16 protein-coding genes are annotated in these 20493 nt (G+C 70.2%); 6 read left to right on the top strand and 10 right to left on the bottom strand.

The annotated features are described in order from the left end of the window. Positions 1 to 5 precede the first annotated feature (5 nt). The 5 genes from fabI to GT007_RS10705 are packed head-to-tail and all read right to left on the bottom strand — an operon-like array spanning position 6 to position 5758. Positions 6 to 779, bottom strand: coding sequence for an enoyl-ACP reductase FabI (gene fabI / locus GT007_RS10725; RefSeq protein WP_160121609.1), 774 nt, complete (start codon positions 777 to 779; stop codon positions 6 to 8). Between the two features lies 1 nt (position 780). Beyond that, a complete protein-coding gene (locus GT007_RS10720; protein WP_160121608.1) occupies positions 781 to 1965 on the bottom strand; it encodes an acetate/propionate family kinase in 1185 nt (394 codons plus the stop codon). After that, positions 1962 to 3350, bottom strand: coding sequence for a bifunctional enoyl-CoA hydratase/phosphate acetyltransferase (locus tag GT007_RS10715; protein ID WP_160121607.1), 1389 nt, complete (start codon positions 3348 to 3350; stop codon positions 1962 to 1964). The genes GT007_RS10720 and GT007_RS10715 overlap by 4 nt, the downstream gene beginning before the upstream one ends. 6 nt (positions 3351 to 3356) lie before the next feature. Then, on the bottom strand, positions 3357 to 5147 hold the full coding sequence (locus GT007_RS10710; protein ID WP_160121606.1) for a PHA/PHB synthase family protein: 1791 nt from the start codon (positions 5145 to 5147) through the stop codon (positions 3357 to 3359). Next, positions 5147 to 5758 (bottom strand): TetR/AcrR family transcriptional regulator, encoded by a 612-nt coding sequence (locus GT007_RS10705; protein WP_160121605.1) that lies wholly within the window; start codon positions 5756 to 5758, stop codon positions 5147 to 5149. Before GT007_RS10705 ends, GT007_RS10710 begins: the two co-directional genes overlap by 1 nt. Before the next feature lie 205 nt (positions 5759 to 5963). Between GT007_RS10705 and GT007_RS10700 the strand changes: the two genes are divergently transcribed. Genes GT007_RS10700 through GT007_RS10690 form a run of 3 tightly spaced genes read left to right on the top strand, consistent with a single transcriptional unit; the run spans position 5964 to position 10876 of the window. Next, the gene (locus GT007_RS10700) at positions 5964 to 7046 is read left to right on the top strand and encodes an HlyD family secretion protein (protein WP_160121604.1); all 1083 of its coding nucleotides are present in this window, start codon (positions 5964 to 5966) and stop codon (positions 7044 to 7046) included. Further along, entirely contained in the window at positions 7043 to 9760 is a 2718-nt protein-coding gene (rbbA, locus tag GT007_RS10695; protein WP_160121603.1) for a ribosome-associated ATPase/putative transporter RbbA, read from the top strand. Before GT007_RS10700 ends, rbbA begins: the two co-directional genes overlap by 4 nt. A gap of 3 nt (positions 9761 to 9763) precedes the next feature. Beyond that, positions 9764 to 10876, top strand: a complete 1113-nt coding sequence (locus GT007_RS10690; protein WP_160121602.1) for an ABC transporter permease — start codon at positions 9764 to 9766, stop codon at positions 10874 to 10876. A 246-nt stretch (positions 10877 to 11122) separates the two neighbouring features. Here the strand turns inward: GT007_RS10690 and GT007_RS10685 are convergent, their stop codons facing one another. Both GT007_RS10685 and GT007_RS10680 read right to left on the bottom strand, forming a co-directional pair. Then, positions 11123 to 12265 (bottom strand): MFS transporter, encoded by a 1143-nt coding sequence (locus GT007_RS10685; protein WP_160121601.1) that lies wholly within the window; start codon positions 12263 to 12265, stop codon positions 11123 to 11125. Next, positions 12262 to 13527 carry a protease gene (locus tag GT007_RS10680; RefSeq protein ID WP_160121600.1) on the bottom strand — a complete coding sequence of 422 codons (1266 nt, stop codon included), beginning with the start codon at positions 13525 to 13527 and terminating at the stop codon, positions 12262 to 12264. Before GT007_RS10680 ends, GT007_RS10685 begins: the two co-directional genes overlap by 4 nt. Before the next feature lie 244 nt (positions 13528 to 13771). Here GT007_RS10680 and GT007_RS10675 point away from each other — a divergent pair, with 244 nt between their 5' ends. Beyond that, positions 13772 to 14575 (top strand): alpha/beta fold hydrolase, encoded by an 804-nt coding sequence (locus tag GT007_RS10675; RefSeq protein ID WP_160121599.1) that lies wholly within the window; start codon positions 13772 to 13774, stop codon positions 14573 to 14575. Further along, positions 14572 to 15558: a Bug family tripartite tricarboxylate transporter substrate binding protein gene (locus GT007_RS10670; protein ID WP_160121598.1), complete on the top strand. Its 987-nt coding sequence runs from the start codon at positions 14572 to 14574 to the stop codon at positions 15556 to 15558. Before GT007_RS10675 ends, GT007_RS10670 begins: the two co-directional genes overlap by 4 nt. A gap of 24 nt (positions 15559 to 15582) precedes the next feature. Here the strand turns inward: GT007_RS10670 and GT007_RS10665 are convergent, their stop codons facing one another. Then, positions 15583 to 16503 carry a ketopantoate reductase family protein gene (locus GT007_RS10665; protein ID WP_160121596.1) on the bottom strand — a complete coding sequence of 307 codons (921 nt, stop codon included), beginning with the start codon at positions 16501 to 16503 and terminating at the stop codon, positions 15583 to 15585. 75 nt (positions 16504 to 16578) lie between these two features. Between GT007_RS10665 and GT007_RS10660 the strand changes: the two genes are divergently transcribed. Then, positions 16579 to 17025, top strand: a complete 447-nt coding sequence (locus tag GT007_RS10660; RefSeq protein WP_160121595.1) for a MarR family winged helix-turn-helix transcriptional regulator — start codon at positions 16579 to 16581, stop codon at positions 17023 to 17025. A gap of 169 nt (positions 17026 to 17194) precedes the next feature. Here GT007_RS10660 and GT007_RS10655 read toward each other — a convergent pair whose 3' ends face one another. Both GT007_RS10655 and GT007_RS10650 read right to left on the bottom strand, forming a co-directional pair. After that, entirely contained in the window at positions 17195 to 18799 is a 1605-nt protein-coding gene (locus GT007_RS10655; RefSeq protein ID WP_160121594.1) for a zinc-binding metallopeptidase family protein, read from the bottom strand. Positions 18800 to 18818: 19 nt separating this feature from the next. Next, positions 18819 to 20411: an ABC transporter substrate-binding protein gene (locus GT007_RS10650; protein ID WP_160121592.1), complete on the bottom strand. Its 1593-nt coding sequence runs from the start codon at positions 20409 to 20411 to the stop codon at positions 18819 to 18821. Between the last annotated feature and the right edge of the window lie 82 nt (positions 20412 to 20493).

The following is a 20493-nucleotide window of genomic DNA, read 5'->3' as shown; positions in this document are numbered from 1 at the left end:
GGGCCTCAGGCGATGGTGTGCGCCCCGTGGTCGGCGAAGGTGACGGAACCCGTCATCGGCATCCCCGCATCGCTGGCCAGGAAGGCCGCCATGGCCCCGATCTCCTCGATGCTGACCAGGCGGTGGGCGGGCGTGCGGTCCCGCGTGCGGTCCAGCAATTCGTCGAAGCGGCCGATGCCGCTGGCCGCGCGCGTCTTCACGGGCCCGGCCGAAATGGCATGGGCATGGATGCGCCGGGGGGCCAGGTCGGCCGCGATGTAGCGCACGCTGGCCTCCAGCGCCGCCTTCACCGGGCCCATCATGTTGTAGTTCTCCACCACCTTGTCCGCGCCATAGAAGCTGACGGTCAGCAGGCTGCCGCCCTCGCTCATCAGCGGCGCCGCCAGCTTCGCCATGCGGATGAAGGAATGGCAGGAGACATCCATGGCCAGCGCGAAGCCCTCGGCGGAGCAATTGGTCACGCTGGTCTGCAGATCCTCCCGCGGGGCGAAGGCGATGGAATGCAGCAGCACGTCCAGCCGGCCCCAGTCGCGGGCGATGCGGTCGAACACCGCCTCCAGCTGGCCGGGGATGCGCACGTCGCAGGGCAGCAGCAGCGGCGCGCCCAGCGTATCGGCCACCGGCTGCACGAAGGGCAGCGCCTTCTCGTTCAGATAGGTCACGGCCAGCTCGGCGCCGGCGGCGCGGAAGGCCTGGGCGCAGCCGGTGGCGATGCTGTGCTCGTTGGCGATGCCCACCACCAGGCAGCGCTTGCCCGCCAGATCCACGATCCCGGTCATCCTAATTCCTTTGATGTGTCAGCGCGGCCGCCTCATCGGCGATCACCTGTTCCTCGTCGGTCGGAATGACAAAGGCGGCCACGCGGCCGCCCGCGTCGATCCGCGCGGCATTGGCCGCATTGGCCGTGGCATCCAGCGACAGGCCGAGCCAGCCCATCCGCTCGGCCACCGCCGCGCGGATGGCCGGCTGGTGCTCGCCCACGCCGGCGGTGAACAGCACGCCGTCCAGCCCGCCCATGCTGGCGGCCAGCCGCGCGACTTCACCGGCGATGCGGAAGGCGAAGACGGCGATGGCCTCGGCGGCCTCGGGCGCCGCGCTCTCCAGCAGGTCGCGGCTGTCGGCGCTGATGCCCGACAGGCCCAGCAGGCCGGAGCGGTGGTAGAGGATGTCCTCCAGCTGCGGCAGGGTGCGCCCACCCGCGCCCAGCAGGTGCAGCAGCACGCCGGGGTCCAGCGCGCCGCAGCGCGTGGCCATGGGAATGCCATCCAGCGTCGAGAAGCCCATGCTGCTGTCGCGGCTGATGCCGCCATCCAGTGCGCAGAGGCTGGCGCCGCTGCCCAGATGCGCCGCCACCACCTTCTTGCCGGCGAAATCCGGGAACCGCCGCGCCAGCGCCCCCGCCACGAACTGATAGGACAGGCCATGGAAGCCGTAGCGCTTGATGCCCTCCTCATGCAGGGCGCGCGGGATGGCGAAGCGCCGCGCCACCTCGGGCTGGGTGCGGTGGAAGGCGGTGTCGAAGGAGGCCGTCTGCACCAGCCCGGGCCGCAGATGCCGAATGGCGCGGATCAGCCGCACCCCCTGCGGCTGATGCAGCGGCGCCAGCGGCGTCAAATCCGCGATGGCCTGCAAGGCCGCGTCGTCGATCACCACCGGCCCCGCGAACACGTCCCCGCCATGCACGATGCGGTGGCCCACCACGCTGGCCCTGGCCGAGAGGTCGAAATGATGCGCGAACCAGCCCAGCGCCTCATCCAGCAGCCCGTGCAGGTCTTCCGTCACCGGGGCCTTCAGCGGGATGTCGATGATGGTGGGGCCTTCGACCAGATGCAGGCTGACCGGCTCCTTGCGCAGGTCGATCACGCCCTTGCCCATGCGGCGCGGCGCGCCGTCGGCCAGGCTGAACAGCCCGATCTTCACGGTGGAGGACCCGGCGTTGAAGGTCAGCAACAGGGGCTCGCTCATGCCTTCACCCCCGCGCGGCGCATCGCCACCAGCTTGGCCAGCGCGGCGGAGGCCACGCGCGTCTTCAGGCTGTCCGCCCGGCTGGTCAGGATGATGGGCACCCGCGCGCCCAGCACCAGCCCGGCCGCGTCCGCGCCCGCGAAATAGATCAACTGCTTGGCCAGCATGTTCCCCGCCTCCAGGTCCGGCACCAGCAGGATGTCCGCGTGCCCCGCGACCGGGGAGGCAATGCCCTTGGTCCGCGCGGCGGCCAGGCTGATGGCGTTGTCGAAGGCAAGGGGCCCATCCACCATGGCCCCCGTGATCTGCCCGCGCGCCGCCATCACGGTCAGCGCGGCGGCATCCAGGGTGGAAGGCATGTGCGGGTTCACCGTCTCCACCGCCGCCAGCACCGCCACCTGGGGCTGCTCGATGCCCATGCTGTGCAGCAGGTCGATCGCGTTCTGGCAGATGTCGCGCTTCTGCTCCAGCGTCGGCGCCAGGTTGATGGCGGCGTCCGTCACCACCAGCGGCTTGGCATAGGCCGGCACGTCCATGACATAGACATGGCTGATCCGCCGTTCCGTGCGCAGGCCGGAACCGCTGGCCACCACCGCGCCCAGCAATTCGTCGCTGTGCAGGCTGCCCTTCATCAGCGCCTGCACCTGGCCGCTGGCGGCCATCTCCACCGCGCGGGCGGCGGCGGCATGGCTGTGCTCCGCGTTCTCGATGCGCAGCCCCTCCAGCGAGGCGCCGGCGGCCTCGGCGGCGGCGCGGATCTTGGCCTCGGGCCCGACCAGAACGGGCTCCACCAGCCCCTCGTCGCGGATCTCCAGCGCGGCCAGGATCGCGGCGGCCGAGCAGGGATGCACGATGGCGGTCAGGATGGGCGCGCCGGCGCGCGCTTCCTCCACGATGGAGCGGAAGCGGCCATGGCGGCGCCGGGGTTCCTCGCCCTCCTCGGCGCAGGGCCATTCGGCGGGCTGGGCGGGGGGCAGCACGGCGGCGGTGCCGCGCAGCACCTCCTCGCCATCCTGGTTCACGCAGATGGTGTCGAACAGCAGCTGGCCTTCCGCCGCCAGCTTCTGCCGCACCGTGACGGTGGCGGTGATGCACTGGCCCGGCTCCACCGGGCGCAGAAAGGCGCATTCCTGCCGCAGCAGGGTGGTGCCGGGGCCGGGCAGTTCGGTGGCCAGCACGGCGGCCACCAGGGCCGCGCTCCACATGGCGTGGGGCGCCAGCTGCCCGGCGGCACCCGCCACCGCCAGCGCCGGGTCGAAATGCACGGGGTCGGCATCGCCGGTGACGGCGGCGAACAGCTCCGTCCCGTCACGGCCCACGATGCGGGACAGGCTGGCGGCATCGCCCAGGGCGATCTGGGCGAAGCTTCGGTTGCTCTGGTTCATCGGGCCCTACCGGCGCAGCACATAGGTGCCGGGGGCGGCTTCCAGCGGCGGATAGCCCTTGGCGGGCGCGCCCATGGCGGGGGGCGCCACGCGCTCGCCGCCCGAATGCTGCGCCAGCCAGCTGACCCAGGCCGGCCACCAGGAGCCGTCCCGTGCCTCGGACTGCACGGCCCATTCATCGGGGCTGAGGCAGATGTCCGCCGTCGCCTTGGTGGCGATGTGGAAATGCCGGTGCGCCCGCCCGGGCTCGCTCACGATGCCCGCATTGTGGCCGCCGCTGGTCAGCACGAAGGTGACATCGGTGTTGGTCAGATCATGGATCTTGTAGACCGAGCGCCAGGGCGCGACATGGTCGCGCTCCGTCCCCACCGCGAAGATGGGGATGCGGATGTTCTGCACCGCCGCCGGCCGGCCATCCACCAGGAAGCGCCCCGCCGCCAGCTCGTTGTCCAGATAGAAGCGCTGCAGGTACTCGGCGTGCATGCGGTAGGGCATGCGGGTGCTGTCGGCGTTCCACGCCATCAGGTCGATCATGGGCGAGCGCTCGCCCATCAGATAGTCATGCACCACGCGCGACCACACCAGGTCGTTGCTGCGCAGCAGCTGGAAGGCGCCGGCCATCTGGTCCGCGGCCAGATAGCCGCGGTTCCACATCATGCTCTCCAGCATGTGCAGCTGGCTGTGGTCGATGAACAGGGCCAGCTCGCCCGGCTCGGTGAAATCGGTCTGGGCGGCGAACATGGTCATGCTGGCCAGCCGGTCGTCGCCCGCGCGCGCCATGGCGGCGGTCGCCAGGGCCAGCAGCGTGCCGCCCAGGCAATAGCCGGTGGCATGCACCTTGCGGTCCGGCAGGATGGCGTTCACCGCCTCCAGCGCCGCCATCACGCCCAGGCGGCGGTAATCGTCCAGCGTCAGGTCGCGGTCATTGGCATCGGGGTTGAGCCAGGAGATGCAGAACACCGTATGCCCCTGCTCCACCAGGTACTTCACCAGCGAGTTCTGCGGGGACAGGTCCAGGATGTAGTATTTCATGATCCAGGCCGGCACGATCAGCACGGGCTCGGGGTGCACCGTCTCCGTCGTGGGGGCGTACTGGATCAGCTCGATCAGCCGGTTGCGGAACACCACGCGGCCGGGGGTCACGGCCACCTCGTGCCCCACCTCGAAATCCTCGGTGCCGACGGGGGGGCGGTTGTTGACCATCCGTCCCACATCCTCGGCCCAGTTGCGGATGCCGTTGACGAAGTTCATCCCCGCCGTCTCGCGGGTCTTGTCCAGCACCTCGGGGTTGGTGAACGGGTTGTTGGAGGGCGAGAACATGTCCAGCAACTGCCGCGCCGCGAAGGAGATCACTTCCTCATGATGCGGGGCCACGCCCGGCACGTCCCGCGTCACGTTGTGCCACCATTGCTGCTGCAGCAGGAAACCCTGGGCCATGGTGTTCCAGGGGAACTGCTTCCAGGCGGGGTGGCTGAAGCGGTTGTCGCCCGGCAGGGGCTCGATGCAACAGGCATCCTTGTCGCCGGCGCACGCCTGCACAAAGCTCCAGAACCGCGAGGATTTGCGGATCGCCTTGGTCGCCAGCTCCCATCGCTTGCCTGGGGAGCGGGCGAGGTGGATGGACCAGTCATACAGCGCGAGCGACAGCGCGGCGGGGGAAATCCCGCCGCTCATCTGCGCGCTCATCGCCTCGATCACGCGGTCGAAGGCGAGGAAGCCTTCCTCCCCCACCGGTTCCTCGCTGCGCGGGGCCGGGGGCAGGTGGGTGTGGAAGGGGATGGCGGGAAGGTCGGACATCAGGCGGTTTCCATCTTATCCGCCTCACCGAGGGCGGCGGTGATAATATCGTGAACAAGCGGGCGCAGGCTCTCGTCGTCCTGCAGGGGGGCCACCCGCAGGACATTCCTGAACAGGCTGATGCCACCCAGGCAGGCGGCGAGCAGCGCCGCGCGCTGCGGCGCGGGCGCGGGCAGCCGGCGACTCAGCGGCTCCACCACCTCCAGCAGCAGGGCCTCACGGATGATGGGGATGGCCTCCCGGCTCAACAGAGAGCGGATGACAATGTCCAGCGGGTCGATCAGGCGCATCTCCCGGTCCAGGCTGGGTTCCAGCAGGCGCTCGACCATGCGCTCGGCCAAGGGGCCGTCCTCCTCCAGCATTTTGCGGGCCTGGAAGGCGCTGCTCAGCACCTGTTGGAACAGCAGCGCCTTGGAGCCGAAGCTGCGGTGCACATGGGCCACATCCACCCCGGCATCGGCCGCGATGTCGCGCAGCCGCGCTTCCTCATACGGGTATTGGGCGAAGCGCAGCATGGCCGCGTGCAGGATGCGCGCCCGCGTCGCGCTCCCATGAGCCAAGGGGGCGGCCGAGGGCGCGGGAACAGGGGCGAGGACGGCTTCGCTGGCCATGGATTGATCCATCTCCGCATTGATCTCGGCAGAGACTGCTTCTAGCCTGCGGCCCGGTCAACGGTCGTTGATTTTGATCAAGGCGCCCCTTGCCGCAGATGATACATCTGCCGCCACCCCGAGACGGAAGTGATGTCCCGATGACGACAGCCCGCGCAACCTCCATACGCCCCCGGCGAGACCTGCCCGGGGCGGGGGCCCGGCCATGAAGGCGCGGCGCTGGCTGCTGGGCGCGCTGCTGGTGGCGGCGGCGGGCGGGGGCACCTATGCCTGGCTGGAACTGCGCCCGCAGGGCCTGCCCGCGGGCTTCGCCAGCGGCAATGGCCGCATCCAGGCGGTGGAGATCGACATCGCCGCCAAGATCCCGGGCCGCATCCGCGACATCCTGGCCAATGAGGGCGATTTCGTCACCGCCGGCCAGGTGATCGCCCATATGGACACCACCCAGCTGGAGGCCCAGCGCCACCAGGCGGAGGCCCAGCGCGAGCGCGCCCGGATCTCGGTGGAAACCGCCAACAGCGTGGTGCGCCAGCGCGAGGCCGAGCGCACCTCCGCCCAGGCCGTGGTCTCCCAGCGGGAGGTGGAGCTGGACGCGGCCAACCGCCGCTACGCCCGCACCGACCAGCTGGCGCGCGGCAACAACCCCGCCGCCTCCCAGCAGACGCTGGACGACGACCGGGCCCGGGTGCAGGGCGCGGTGGCCGCCCTCGGCGCCGCCCGCGCGCAGCTGGCCGCCAGCGAGGCCGGGATCAGCGCCGCGCGGTCCCAGGTGGTGGATGCCCAGGCCGCGATCGTGGCGGCCGAGGCCAGCATCCAGGCCATCACCGCCGACATCAACGACAGCACCCTGGTCTCCCCGCGCGACGGGCGGGTGCAGTACCGCGTGGCCCAGCCGGGGGAAGTGGTGGCCGCCGGCGGGCGGGTGCTGAACATCGTCGACCTGACCGACGTGTACATGACCTTCTTCCTGCCCACCTCCCAGGCCGGGCGCGCGGCCTATGGCGCGGAGGCGCGGATCATCCTGGATGCCGCGCCGCGCTATGTGATCCCGGCCACCATCTCCTTCGTCTCCGATGTCGCGCAGTTCACCCCGCGCAGCGTGGAAACCCAGGCCGAGCGCGAGAAGCTGATGTTCCGCCTGCGGGCGCGCATCGCGCCAGAGCTGCTGCGCCGTTACATCCTGCAGGTGAAGACCGGCCTGCCCGGCATGGCCTATGTCCGTCTGGACGCGCAGGCCGAATGGCCCGCCCATCTCGCGGCCAATGTCAGCCCCAATGGCAGCCCATGACCGCACCGGTCGCCCGGCTTGAAGGGGTCGGCCTCAGCTACGGCCGCACCCGCGCGCTGGAGGGCATCGCCCTGGAGATCCCGGCGGGCGGCATGACCGGGCTGATCGGCCCGGATGGCGTGGGCAAGTCCAGCCTGCTGTCGCTGATCGCGGGCGCGCATGCGATCCGGGAGGGGCATGTGCAGGTGCTGGGCGGGGACATGGCCGACGCCGCCCACCGCGCCACCGCCTGCCCGCGCATCGCCTATATGCCGCAGGGGCTGGGCAAGAACCTCTACCCGACCCTGTCGGTCGCCGAGAACGTGGATTTCTTCGGCCGCCTATTCGGCCACGGCAAGGCCGAGCGCGAGCGCCGCATCGCGGAGCTGCTGGCCAGCACCGGCCTCGCACCCTTCGCGGATCGCCCGGCGGGCAAGCTCTCAGGCGGCATGAAGCAGAAGCTCGGCCTGTGCTGCGCGCTGATCCACGACCCGGACCTGCTGATCCTGGACGAACCCACCACGGGGGTGGACCCGCTCTCCCGCCGGCAGTTCTGGGACCTGATCGGGCAGATCCGCGCCGGTCGCCCGGGCATGAGCGTGCTGGTCGCCACCGCCTATATGGAGGAAGCCGCGCGCTTCGACTGGCTGGTGGCGATGAATGACGGCCGGGTGCTGGCCACCGGCACCCCCGCCGAGCTGCTGGCCCGCACCGGCACCGCCAATCTGGACGAAGCCTTCATCGCCCTGCTGCCGGAGGAAGCCCGCCGCGCGCACCAGCCCGTGGTGATCCCCCCGCCCCTGGCCGCCGATGGCGGCCCGCCCGCCATCGAGGCCGAGGGCCTGACCATGCGCTTCGGCGATTTCACCGCCGTGGACCATGTGAGCTTCAGCATCCCGCGCGGGGAGATCTTCGGCTTCCTCGGTTCCAACGGCTGCGGCAAGACCACCACCATGAAGATGCTGACCGGCCTGCTGCCGGCCAGCGAGGGCAGCGCGCGCCTGTTCGGCCGCGAGGTGAACCCCAACGACCTCGAGACCCGCCGCCATGTCGGCTACATGTCCCAGGCGTTCTCGCTGTATTCCGAGCTGACGGTGCTGCAGAACCTCGATCTGCATGCCCGGCTGTACGATCTGCCGGCCGCCGGCCGCGATGCCCGCGTCGAGGAGATGGTCAGCCGCTTCGGCCTGGCGGAGGTGCGCGACGCCCTGCCGGACGCACTGCCGCTGGGCATCCGCCAGCGCCTGTCCCTGGCGGTGGCCATGATCCACGCGCCCGAGATGCTGATCCTGGACGAACCCACCTCCGGCCTCGACCCCATCGCGCGGGACGGGCTGTGGCGCATCCTGCTGGAGCTGTCGCGGCAGGATAAGGTGACGATCTTCATCTCCACCCATTTCATGAACGAGGCGGAGCGCTGCGACCGCATCTCCCTGATGCATGCGGGGCGCGTGCTCGTCAGCGACACGCCGCGCGCCATCATCCAGGGCCAAGGCACGGCCAAGCTGGAGGACGCCTTCATCGCCCATCTGGAGGCCGTGACGGACAAGGCGCCGGAGGCAGCCCCCATCGCCGCCGCGGCGGCCCCCGTCGCCGCCCGCCACCAGCCCTTCAGCGCCCGGCGCATGTTCAGCTACACCCGGCGGGAGGCGCTGGAACTGCGCCGCGACCCCATCCGCGCCACCATGGCGCTGCTGGGCAGCCTGCTACTGCTGTTCGTCATCGGCTTCGGCATCAGCCTGGATGTGGAGGACCTGCCCTTCGCCGTGCTGGACATGGACCAGACCACGGTCAGCCAGGATTACGCGCTGAACCTGGCGGGTTCGCGCTATTTCGTGCAGCGCCCGCCATTGGCGAGCCACGCGGAGATGGATGAGCGGATGCGCGCCGGCGAGATCAGCCTGGCCATCGAGATCCCGACCGGCTTCGCGCAGAACCTGGCGCGCGGGCGGAATGTGGAGGTGGGCGCCTGGATCGACGGCGCCATGCCCCAGCGCGCGGAGACCCTGCGCGGCTATGCCCAGGGCATCCATGCCGCCTGGGTCAGCGCCAAGGCCAGCCTGCTGCTGGGCAGCGCCGCCGCCTCGCTGGGGTTCCAGATCGAGACCCGCTATCGCTACAACCCCTCGCTGGAAAGCGTGGTGGCCATGGTGCCGGCCGTGATCCCGCTGCTGCTGCTGGTCATCCCGGCCATGCTCGCCAGCCTGTCCGTGGTGCGGGAGAAGGAGCTGGGCTCCATCGTCAACCTCTACGTCACGCCGGTGACGCGGCTGGAATTCCTGCTGGGCAAGCAGATCCCCTATGTGGGGCTGGCCATGGTGAACTTCCTGCTGCTGGCGGCCTGCGGCGTGTTCCTGTTCGGCGTGCCCTTCACCGGCAATTTCCTGGCCTTCATGCTGGGGGCGCTGCTGTATGTCGTGGGTTCCACGGCGCTCGGCCTGCTGATCTCCACCTTCATGAACAGCCAGATCGCCGCGATCTTCGGCACCGCCGTGCTGACCATCATCCCCAGCGTGCATTATTCGGGGCTGATCGACCCCGTCTCCTCGCTGGAGGGTGCGGGCGCCTGGATCGGGCAGGTGTTCCCGGCCACCTTCTTCGTCACCATCTCCCGCGGGGCGTTCTCCAAGGCGCTGAGCTTTTCCGATTTCACGAACGAATACCTGGCGCTGTTGGCGGCGGGGCCCATCCTGGTGGCGCTGGCGGCGCTGCTGCTGAAGAAGCAGGCGCGCTGAACCATGCGGCTGTCCCACATCCTGCACCTGGGCATCAAGGAACTGCGCGGCCTGGCGCGGGACCCCATGCTGATCATGCTGGTGGTCTATGCCTTCACCCTGCAGATCTACAGCGCCTCCAAGGCGCTGCCCGAGACGCTGAACCACGCCCCCATCGCCATCGTGGACGAGGACCGCTCCCCGCTGGCCACCCGCATCACGGAGGCCTTCTACCCCCCCTTCTTCACCATGCCGCAGATGATCGACCAGCTCTCGATGGACCGGCGGATGGATGCGGGGCTGGATGCCTTCGCGCTGGACATCCCGCCCGAATTCCAGCGGGACCTGCTGGCCGGGCGCAACCCGACCGTGCAGCTGAACGTGGACGCCACGCGCATGACCCAGGCCTTCACCGGCAGCGGCTATGTGCAGAACATCCTGACCAACGAGATCACCGGCTTCATCCGCCGCTACAGCAGTTCCGCCCCCTCCACGGTCGAGCTGGTGCTGCGCGCGCGCTTCAACCCGGAACTGAACCAAGTGTGGTTCGGCTCCGTCATGAACGTGATCATGAGCATCACCATGCTGTCGATCGTGCTGACCGGCGCGGCGCTGATCCGCGAGCGCGAGCACGGCACGGTGGAGCACCTGCTGGTGATGCCGGTCACACCCTTCGAGATCATGGTGGCCAAGCTGTGGTCCATGGGGCTGGTGGTGCTGGCGGCCAGCGCGCTGTCGCTGCTGCTGGTGGTGCAGGGGGCGCTGCGCGTGCCGATCGACGGCTCTGTGCCGCTGTTCCTGGTGGGGGCGGCGCTGCAGATCTTCGCCACCACCTCGCTGGGCGTGTTCCTGGCGACCATGGCGGGGTCCATGCCGCAATTCGGGCTGCTGCTGATGCTGGTGCTGCTGCCGCTGCAACTGCTCTCGGGCAGCGTCACCCCGCGGGAAAGCATGCCGGAAGCGGTGCAGATCATCATGCTGGCCGCGCCCAACACGCATTTCGTGATGCTGGCCCAGACCATCCTGTACCGCGCGGGCGGGCTGGAACTGGTCTGGCCGCAATTCATCGCGCTGGGGGGCATCGGCTGCGCGCTGTTCGCGCTGGCACTGTGGCGGTTCCGGGCGTCGCTGAAGTGATGCAGGGGGTTGCCCCACGCCCGCCCCCGACACCCCCGCCCAAACCGTGGGGCGAAGCCCCACACCCCAGGGACCGTAGCGGTCCTGGACCTGGATCGGTTGGTGCCCATCCTGGCAGGCGGGACGCCAATTTCATTTATAAAAATCAAGGGGAACGGCATTCCAAGCTGTAGCGCCAACTCCCCGGGGTCCAGGGCCGCTACGGTCCTGGCGGGTGTCCAGAGGGCAGAGCCCTCTGGTGGGGGTTTACGGGGGCGACGCCCCCGTACCGCGCCGCAGCGCCACCGCCACCACCGCGAACGCCCCGCAGGCGAGTGCCGCGAAGAACGCCAGCCCATGGCGTGTGGCTTCCATCGCCATGCCTGCCGCCAGCGGCCCGGCCAGTGCGCCCGCGCCCCAGGCCAGTCCCATCACGGCATAGATCCCGACCAGTTCGCTGCCCTGGAAGCGGCTGCCCACCACGGCCAGCATCAGCGTGTAGATGCCCACGAACGCCCCGCCCCAGACGAACAGCAGCGCATAGGCCGCCCAGGCCTCGCCCAGCACCCAGGGCCACAGCAGCGCCCCCAGCGCGGCCACAATGGCCAGGGCAATGACCAGCCGGTGCCGGTCCATCTTGTCGCCCAGCCAGCCTATGGGCAGTTGCAGCAGGATGGCGCCGATCATCATGGCGGTGATCAGCCGCGTCGCCTCCTCCTCCGGCCAGCCCAGATGCACGGCGTAGAGCGCCAGGAAGGACAGGCCCGCCGTCTCGATCGCGGCGTTCAGCACCGTGGCGCCCATCGCCAGCGGCGCCAGGCGCAGGTAGTGCCACGGCCCACCCTGGGCCGGCCGGTCGAACACCGGCGCCTGCACATGGCGGGAGGCGACGAGCAGCGTGGCCGCCAGCGCGAGCCCCGCGCCGATGGCATAGGGCAGCATGCCCGCGCGCCCGACCAAGGACAGGATCAGCGGCCCCAGCGCGAAGCCCAGCGCCATGGCGGCGGTATAGGCCGCCATGGCGCGGGCGCGAGTGGCCTCCGTGCTCAGGCTGTTGATCCAGGTCTCGGAGAGGACGAACAGCACCTCGGACGCCGCCCCCAGCAGGAAGCGCAGCGGGAACCACAGCCACAGGAAGGGCAGCAGCGGCAGGCCCAGCAGCACCAGCGCGGCCAGCACCAGGGAAGCCAGCACCAGCCGCCGCACCCCCACCCGCGCCACCAGCCGGGGCAGCACCATGGCGGTGGCCAGCACGCCCACCGCGTGCATGGCGGCATTGGCGCCGATCACCGCCTCGCTCAACTGCCGGGCCGCGAGGTCGAGCGCGATCAGGGCCGCGCTGAGGCTGTAGGTCAGGCCGAACATCGTCGCCATGACGATGACGGCGGCCATGGAGAGCAGGCGGCTCATGCCCCGCGCACCAGCAGCCGCAGCGCCGCGCGCAAGCGCTCGGCGGGGTGGCTTTCATGCGGCTCCGTCACGTTGCGCAGGGCGCGGGCGTAGTCGAGCACGGAGCCCGGGGTCCAGGTGATGGAGGATGCGTGCTTGCGCAGCATGGCGGCGATCCAGATGTCCGGGTTGCAGAACAGGCGCAGGATGCGCAGCCAGGGCCTGGGCGTGGCAAGCCGCCCTTCCAGCGCCGCCTCCAGCGCCGTGACCACGCAGATGGCGCAGTTGCGGTTGGAGACGTTGTAGGTGTCGTCCTGCCGATAGCTGGCCCAATAGGCGCGCAGCCGGCGCTGGTCGTATCGGCGGAAGGTCAGCCGGGCATCAGGCTCGCACCATTCGGCCACCTCGACGGCCAGCGAGGGCTGGAAGCGCCCCCGCACGTCGTTCTCGGCGGTGGCGCGCAGCACATGGGCGAAGCTGCGCTCGTCCAGGCCCACCTCCTCGAACGGGTAGTGGCTGATGTAGAGCGCGCCCGCCTCCAGCGCGATATGGCCGGTGGAGACGACGCCATGGCGGTCCACCGCCGCGGCGTAGCGGTCCACCACCGGGCGGCGGCGGGTGACCTCGGCCGAGCCCACGGGGGTCCAGACATGCAGGGTCAGCGGGTGCTCGGGGATGGCGGGGCCGGGGTCGCCCAGCAGCACCGGGGCGTTGTCCTGCCAGCCGCGCCCGCCGAACAGCGGCAGCAGCAGGATGGCGGCCTCGGGCTCCAGCGCGCGCAGGGAGAGGCTGAGGCGCAGCAGCACCCAGCCGGAATACAGCAGCAGCAGGCTGACCACGAAGGGGATGGCCTGGCCGTGCGGCACGGGCCAGCCCAGCACCAGCAGCACGGCCAGCAGGATCTCCGCCGCGCCCCAGAACACGACGCCGCGCCAGGCCTGGAAGCGGATCAGCAGCCCGCCGAAGATGCGCAGGCCCCCATCCACGGCGAAGCCGCAGGCCAGCAGCAGGGCCGCGGCCAGGCTGCCGCCCACCGGGGCGCCCAGGATCAGCACGGCCAGCACCATCAGCGCCAGCCCGCGCAGCAGGTCGATGCGGCCGGCCTGGGCCAGCCCCCCGCCCATGGCCGCCAGCAGCACCAGCGCGCCATGCAGCAGGAACACCAGGCCGAGCAGAACGGAACAGATGCGCGTCAGCCAGGCCGAGGCATCGGCCAGCACGGCCAGCCCCAGCGCGAGCAGCACCACCGCCAGCCCCGCCGCGACGAACCAGCGCCGCCGCAACGAATCCGAACCCACAAGCAGAAATACCAGCTGTGCCACACCCAACCCTCTGATCCGCAACGCCGTGAAAAGCCGGCGCGGAGTCCGCCATCATCATGCGCCCTGCCCCGCGCAGCCAGATGGCATAGCCAATCCGGCAAGGCGGGACGATGACAAGCTCTCGACATCGGTGGGGGTGGGGGGTAATTTCCGTTCGTATTTGCCTCTTATGTTCATATTTGATCCAACCCATCGCGGAGCGCCCATGCAGCGCCTCACCCTCGCCGAGACCGAGTTGCTGCACCGCCCCGGGAACGGCCCGGCGCTGGCGATGCTGCACGGCATCGGCAGCAACGCCGAAAGCTGGGTGCCGCTGATGCAAGCCCTGCCCGCCGACTGGAACCTGCTGGCCTGGTGGGCGCCGGGCTATGGGGCCTCGGCGCGGGTGGGCACGGCGGTGCCCGCCGCCTATGCCGCGCGGCTGGGCGCGGTGCTGGACGCGCTGGGGATCACGCGGGCGCGCCTGCTGGGCCATTCGCTGGGCTGCCTGTTCGCCGGCGCCTTCGCGGCCGCCGCGCCCGCGCGCGTGGCGGGGCTGGCCTTCCTGTCGCCCGCGCTGGGCTATCGCGTGCCGCCGGGCGCCCCGTTGCCGGAGAAAGTGGCCGCCCGCATCGACGATCTGCGGGCGCTGGGCCCCGCCGAATTCGCCGCCAAGCGCGCCGCCCGCCTGGTGTTCCGCCCCGAGGAGAAGCCCGCCGTGCTGGCCGCCGTGCGCGGGGCGATGGGGGCCGTGAACCTGCCGGGCTATGCCGATGCCGTGCACGCGCTGGGTGCGGGGGACCTGCTGGCCGATGCCGCGCGCCTGGCCATGCCGGCCCTGGTGGCCTCGGGCGCCGAGGATGTGGTGACGCCCCCCGCCAACGCCCAGGCGCTGCATGCCGCCCTGCCCGCAGGCTCCGCCCTGCACCTGATCCCCGGCGCGGGCCATGCCCTGCCGCAGGAATCGCCGGCGGCGGTGGCCGCCCTTCTGCAACACTGGTTCTCCGCCCGGGAAGGAACCCGCCCATGATGCCCACGCGCCGCCACACCCTGGCCCTGCCCGGCCTGCTGCTGGCCAGCCCCGCCTTGGCCCAGACTTCGGGCGCCCCCGCCGACTTCCCGCGCAAGCCGCTGACGCTGATCGCCCCCTTCACTCCGGGCGGGCCGATCGACATCCTGGCCCGCACGCTGGCCCAGGGCTTCCAGGCCCGCGGCGGCCAGACGGCGGCGGTGGACAACCGCGCGGGCGGCGCGGGCAATATCGGCATCGACCTGGTGCGCCGGGCCACGCCGGATGGCACGACCATGCTGGTCATCCCCGCCGGCAACCTGACCATCAACCCCACCCTGCTGCGCGGCCTGACCTTCGAGGTGGAACGCGACTTCGCCCCTGTTTCGATGATGGCCACCACGCCCAACATCATCCTGGCCGGCACGCAGTCGGGCATCCGCTCGGTGGCCGACCTGATCGCGAAGGCCAAGGCGAACCCGGGGGCCATCACCTATGGCTCGCCGGGGGTGGGCAGCCAGCTGCACTTGGCCATGGAACTGCTGCGCAGCCGCGCGGGGATCGACATCCAGCACGTGCCCTATCGCGGCACCACCCAGGCCGTGGCGGACCTGCTGAACGGGCAGATCCAGCTGCTGGCCAGCAACCTGCCCGTGGCCCTGCCGCTGGTGCGCGACAACCGGGCCGTGCCCGTGGCCCTGACCACCGCCGCCCGCACCCCCGCCCTGCCGGATGTGCCGACGCTCGCCGAAAGCGGCTTTCCGGGCATGGACGTGACCAGCTGGTACGGTCTGCTGGTGCCGCGCGCGACACCCGCCCCCGTGGTGCAGGCCATCGCGGAACTGACCGAGACGGTGCTGCGCGCGCCCGAAACCGCGCCGGTGCTGGCCGCCCAGGGCATGGATGTGGTGTGCGAACCCCCGGCCGTCTTCGCGGAGCGCCTGAAGCGGGAAACCGCCATGTGGGCCCAGGTGATCCGCGAACGGGGCATCACCGCCGATTAAACCGCGGCGGCGCCGGCTGGCTGACTAGCCCTCCAGCCGGTTCTGATACACGCGCAGATTGGCGTACACCGCGCCCAGCAGCGGGGTGGCGATGCCCGCGCCGCGCGCGCGCTTCAGCAGGTCGCCCACGATCTGGTCCGCCTCGATGGGCAGGCCGCCCATCAGGTCCCGGTACATCGAGGAGGTGGCGCCCGAGCCCTTGGTCGTCAGCATCTTGCGGGTTTCCTCGACATAGGCGGCCCCCGGTGCCTCGCCGGTCAGGCGCGCGATGGTCAGGATCTCCTCCAGCACCGCGTTCACGAATTCCACGCCGCCGGCGGCCGCCTCGATCTCACCGATCGTGCCGCGCATCAGGCAGGTGACGCAGCCCAGCGTCGCCAGCATGATCCACTTCTCCCACATGTCGCGCATGATGTGAGTGGACAGGGTGGCGGTGAAGGTGGCGCCTTGCAGGAAGGCGTCCAGCGCCTGGATGCGCGGCGTGATGCCGCCGTCGCGCTCGCCATAGATCAGCTGGTGGAAAGGGCCGAGCTGCTTGATGCGCCCCTGGTCGTCCAGCGTGGTGGCGACCTTGCACAGGCTGCCCGGGATGGCGCCGGCGCCGAAGCGTTCCGACAGCACATCCAGGTGCCGCATGCCGTTCAGCACGGGCAGCACCATGGTGCCGGGCCCCACCGCGGGCGCGAGGTCGGCCAGCGCGGCCTCCAGCGCGAAGGCCTTCACTGTCAGCAGGATGGCGTCGTATTCCGGGCGCAGCTGGTCGGCCGTGACCACCTGCGGCTTCACGGTGAATTCGCCCGTGGTGGCCAGGATGGTCAGCCCCTGCTCGCGGATCTGCGCCGCGCGCTTGGGGCGCAGCAGGAAGGTGACATCCTTGCCCGCCTGGGCCAGGCGGCCGCCGAAATACCCGCCGGTCGCACCGGCCCCCACCACCAGCAGCCGCATCCGTCTTCTCCGTCATCGCTATATGGGCATATGCCCCTATTGCGATGAAAGGCCCGCCTCGCCATCCTGTCAATCATGGCACCGGCACCCGTCACCCGCTGCAACGGCACCTCCCTGCGCCGCGCCACGCGCCGCGTCTCCCAGCTCTATGACGCGGTGCTGGCGCCGGTGGGGCTGAAATCCACGCAGCGCAGCATCCTGATCGCCGTGTCGCGGCTGGGCAGCCCAGGCATGGGCGAACTGGCGGCGGCGCTGGTGCTGGACCGCTCGGCGCTGGCGCACAACCTGAAACCGCTGGAACGCGACGGGCTGCTGCGCGTGGCGCCGGACGCCACGGACCGGCGCAGCCGCCGGGTGACACTGACCGAAGCCGGGGAAGAACGGCTGGCACAGTCCAAGGCATTGTGGGAGCAGGCGCAGAAACGCTTCGAGAAAGCCTTCGGGAAGCATGAGGCGGCGGTGTTGCGGGAAACGCTGGCACGGATCGCCAGCCCGGAATTCGCGGAGGCGTTTCTGCGGTGAAGACGGGGGCGTTGCCCCCGCCCCCCCACCAAGGGCCCTGCCCTTGGAACCCGCCAGGAGCCGAAAGGCCCCTGGACCCCAGGAGTTTGGCGCCAATAAATGGGTTCAAAAGGTTGCTACAACCCTTTGCGGGGGTGTCGGGGGCGGAGCCCCTGACGGGACGCCCCCCTCAGATCGGCTCCCCCGCCCCCGTCCCATGATGCGGCGTGGGAAAGGTCCATTCCTCCCCCCGCACGGTCGTCACGTATTCCGGCCAGCGCAGATCCACCGGCGGGTCGAAGTCGGCCGGCAGCAGCGGGCCCACCCATTGGCTGCCGCCCACCCCGCCGCCGGTGCGCTCGCGGAATTCCGCCTGTGCCAGGGCCAGGGCTTCCGGCAGGCTCGCCAGGTCCAGCAGGGTCAGCGCCATGGTCTTGCCGGCCACGAACATGCCCGGGTCCACCACCGCCGGGTGGCCGCCCAGCGCGTTGTAGGCCCAGTTGGGATAGGAGTAGCCCTTCTCCGGCGCGCGCAGCCGGGGGCGCGCGGCCAGCAGCCGCACCGTGGGCGCGTGCCAGGAATATTCCACGTAATCGTCGGCGCTGAGGTGCTTCTGCCAGGCGGGCAGGCCCGCGCGCAGCCGTGCCTCGAATTCCGCGGGCGGGGTCAGGCGGCTGACCTCGGGGATGAAGGGGTCCTCCATCGCCTCCAGGCCCAGGTTCTTCTGGATGGCGCGGCCGAAGTCGCGCGCTTCCTCGGAATAGGCCGGCGCGCCCACGGCCTGCAGGTTCTTCCAGGTCAGGTCGGTCATCGCCTGGTTGGGCAGGCCCACGCGGGTCTTGGTCACCCAGCGCACGTAAGCCTTGCAGCCGGTGATGCCGGCCACATGCCTGGCGTTCTGCGCCAGCACCTTCCAGATCTGCTCCTGGATACCCAGCGAGGAGGCCCGCCAGGAATACTGGATCTGCGCGAAGCGCGGCGTCAGGTTGTCGCTGGTGGCCCCGCCATCGCCCAGGATGAACTCGTTCAGAGTCCAGGACCCGGCATGGGGGAACATCGCCTCCTTGGTGTACTTGGTGGTGGTGTACATCAGGCACAGCGCATCGGTGGCACCCGGGCAGCGGGCGTTGGCGTGGGCACCCTCGATCGGCATCAAAGTGGGGTCGATCCAGGCCTCGGGGTTGTCGGCCTCGAAGGTGATGATGGCGGACCAATAGGCGCCGAAATGGGTTTCCCCGGTGACGGTGTTGTGCGGCCAGGGGTGCCAGACCACGCAGGCGTCCAGATCGTCGAAATAGCCCTTGGCGGCGTGGATGGGCTTGCTGCCGCAGACCTTCTCGGCGGGCTCGCCGAACAGTTTTAGGGTGCCGGGGGTGCCATGCTTTTCCATCGCGGCCTTGGCGGCCAGGAAGGCCGTCAGCGACGCGGTGCCGAGCACCGAATGCGGGTCCGTATGGCCGGCGGTGTAGGGATGCAGCCCTTCGCGCGGGGCCTCATAGGGCACCACCTGCTGGGAGTTGCCGGGCACCGCGTCGTATTCGGAAAAGCCCGCCAGCACGGGGCCTTTGCCCTGCGTCCAGGTGGCGCAGAAGGCCGTGGGCATGCCGCCCGAGCCTTCCTCGACGGAAAACCCCTCGGCGGTCAGGATCTCCACATAGTCGCGGACGGATTTGTATTCGCGCCAGGCGGGTTCGGCGTGGTCCCAAATGCGCTTGTTGAAGGCCGAGAGCCGGGCCTCATTCGCCGCGATCCAGTCGAGCGCGGTCGCACGGAGCGCGGTGTTGGTGTCAGTCATCGGTCGTTTCCCCAAAGGCCTAGGCGCGCTTCACGTTCCAGAAGGTGGCGAAGCCCGGCAGGATGCCCTGGATGTTGCTGCGGAAGGCGGTGGGCTGCAAATACTGGCCCAGCGGGTAATAGGGCACCTCGCGCATCCCCACCTCCTGCATGTCGCGGCAGATGGCGGCCTGAGCGGCCTGGTCGGGCGCGCTGAACCAGGCGGTGCGCAGTTCCTCCAGGCGTGGGATGGTGGCCCAGCCGGCATAGCCGGCCTCACCCGCGCCGCGCAGCGCGATGTGCATGGCCGGGTTCAGCCAGTCCATGCCCGCCCAGTTGGTGACATAGGCGCTCCACCCGCCATCGGAGACAGGGCCCTTGCGGTTGCGCCGCTGGAGCATGGTGTTGAACTCGACGGCATAGACCTCGACGTTGAAACCCGCCTGCTTCAGCGTGTCCTCCGCCACCGTGCCCATCACCGCGAGGCCCGCGGAGGTGGAAGGCACCATCAGCAGCACCGGCTCGCCCTTGTAGCCGGCGTCGATCACGGCCTGCTTCACCTTGGCCATGTCGCGCGGGCCCGTCAGCACATCGAGCCCCACATTGGAGGCCATGGGCGTGCCCGGGCAGAAATAGCCCAGCGGCACATGGAACAGCCCGGGGTCGCTGGTGCCGACGAGCGCCTGCATGGTGGCCGTCTGGTCGATGCCGCCCCACAGCGCGCGGCGGATGGCCGGGTTGTTGAAGGGCGCCTGCAGGTGGTTCACCTGCATCATGCCCACGAAGCCCGTAGGGTCGTTGGTCGCCACCCGCACATTGCGCGCCCGGCGCAGCAGCGTCAGCTGGTCGTGATAGGCATATTCCTGCCAATCCGCCTCACCCGCGATCAGCGCGTTGGTGGCGGTGGAGGGGTCGGGCATCACCCGCCATTCCACGCGGTCGAAATTCACCACCTTGGGGCCCGCGGTCCAGGAGGGCGTGCCGTTCGGGCGCGGCACATAGCCCTCGAACTTCGTATAGACGTTCAGGGAGCCCGGCACGCGCTCATCCGCCTTGTAGCGGAAGGGGCCGCTGCCGATGAGTTCGGTCACCTGGCGAAAGGGGTCGGTGTTGGCCAGGCGCTCCGGCATCATGGCGCAGACGGGCACGGAGGCCTTGCCGAGCGCCATCGGCAGCAGCGGGAAGGGCGCTTTCAGGCGGAAGCGGATGGTGCGGTCGTCGGGGGCCGAGAGCTCGTCGGTGGCCGCCATCAGCAGCCCGCCGAACGGGTCGCGCCGGGCCCAGCGCTTCAGGCTGGCCACGCAATCCTTGGCCAGCACCGGCTCGCCGTCATGGAATTTCAGCCCCGGGCGCAGGGTCAGATTCCACAGCTTGCCGTCATTCTCGATGGTGTGGCCCTCAACCATCTGCGGCGTGGGCTGGAAGTTCGCGTCCATCCCGTACAGCGTGTCGAACACCATGTAGCCATGGTTGCGCGTGGCGTAGCTGGTGGTGGTGACGGGGTCGAGCGTGACCACATCCTGCTGCGGGGTGAAGCGCAGGGTGCTGGCCGATTGCGCCCGCACGGAAGCCGGCCCCGCCAGAGAGGCCGCCAGCCCCGCCCCCGCCGCCTGCATGATGCCGCGTCGTTGCATGTGCCTTCTCCTCTGCTCTGGCCCGTCCGGCGCAAACTCGCGCCCGGGGCAGCAGATGACAAGCAGGACAGGAAAGCGGGAT

It is taken from the genome of Rhodovarius lipocyclicus (genome assembly GCF_009900765.1).
Taxonomy (GTDB): Bacteria; Pseudomonadota; Alphaproteobacteria; order Acetobacterales; family Acetobacteraceae; genus Rhodovarius; species Rhodovarius lipocyclicus.
Note: the sequence above shows the minus strand (reverse complement) of the source record. Positions and strands in the feature narration are given on the sequence as shown.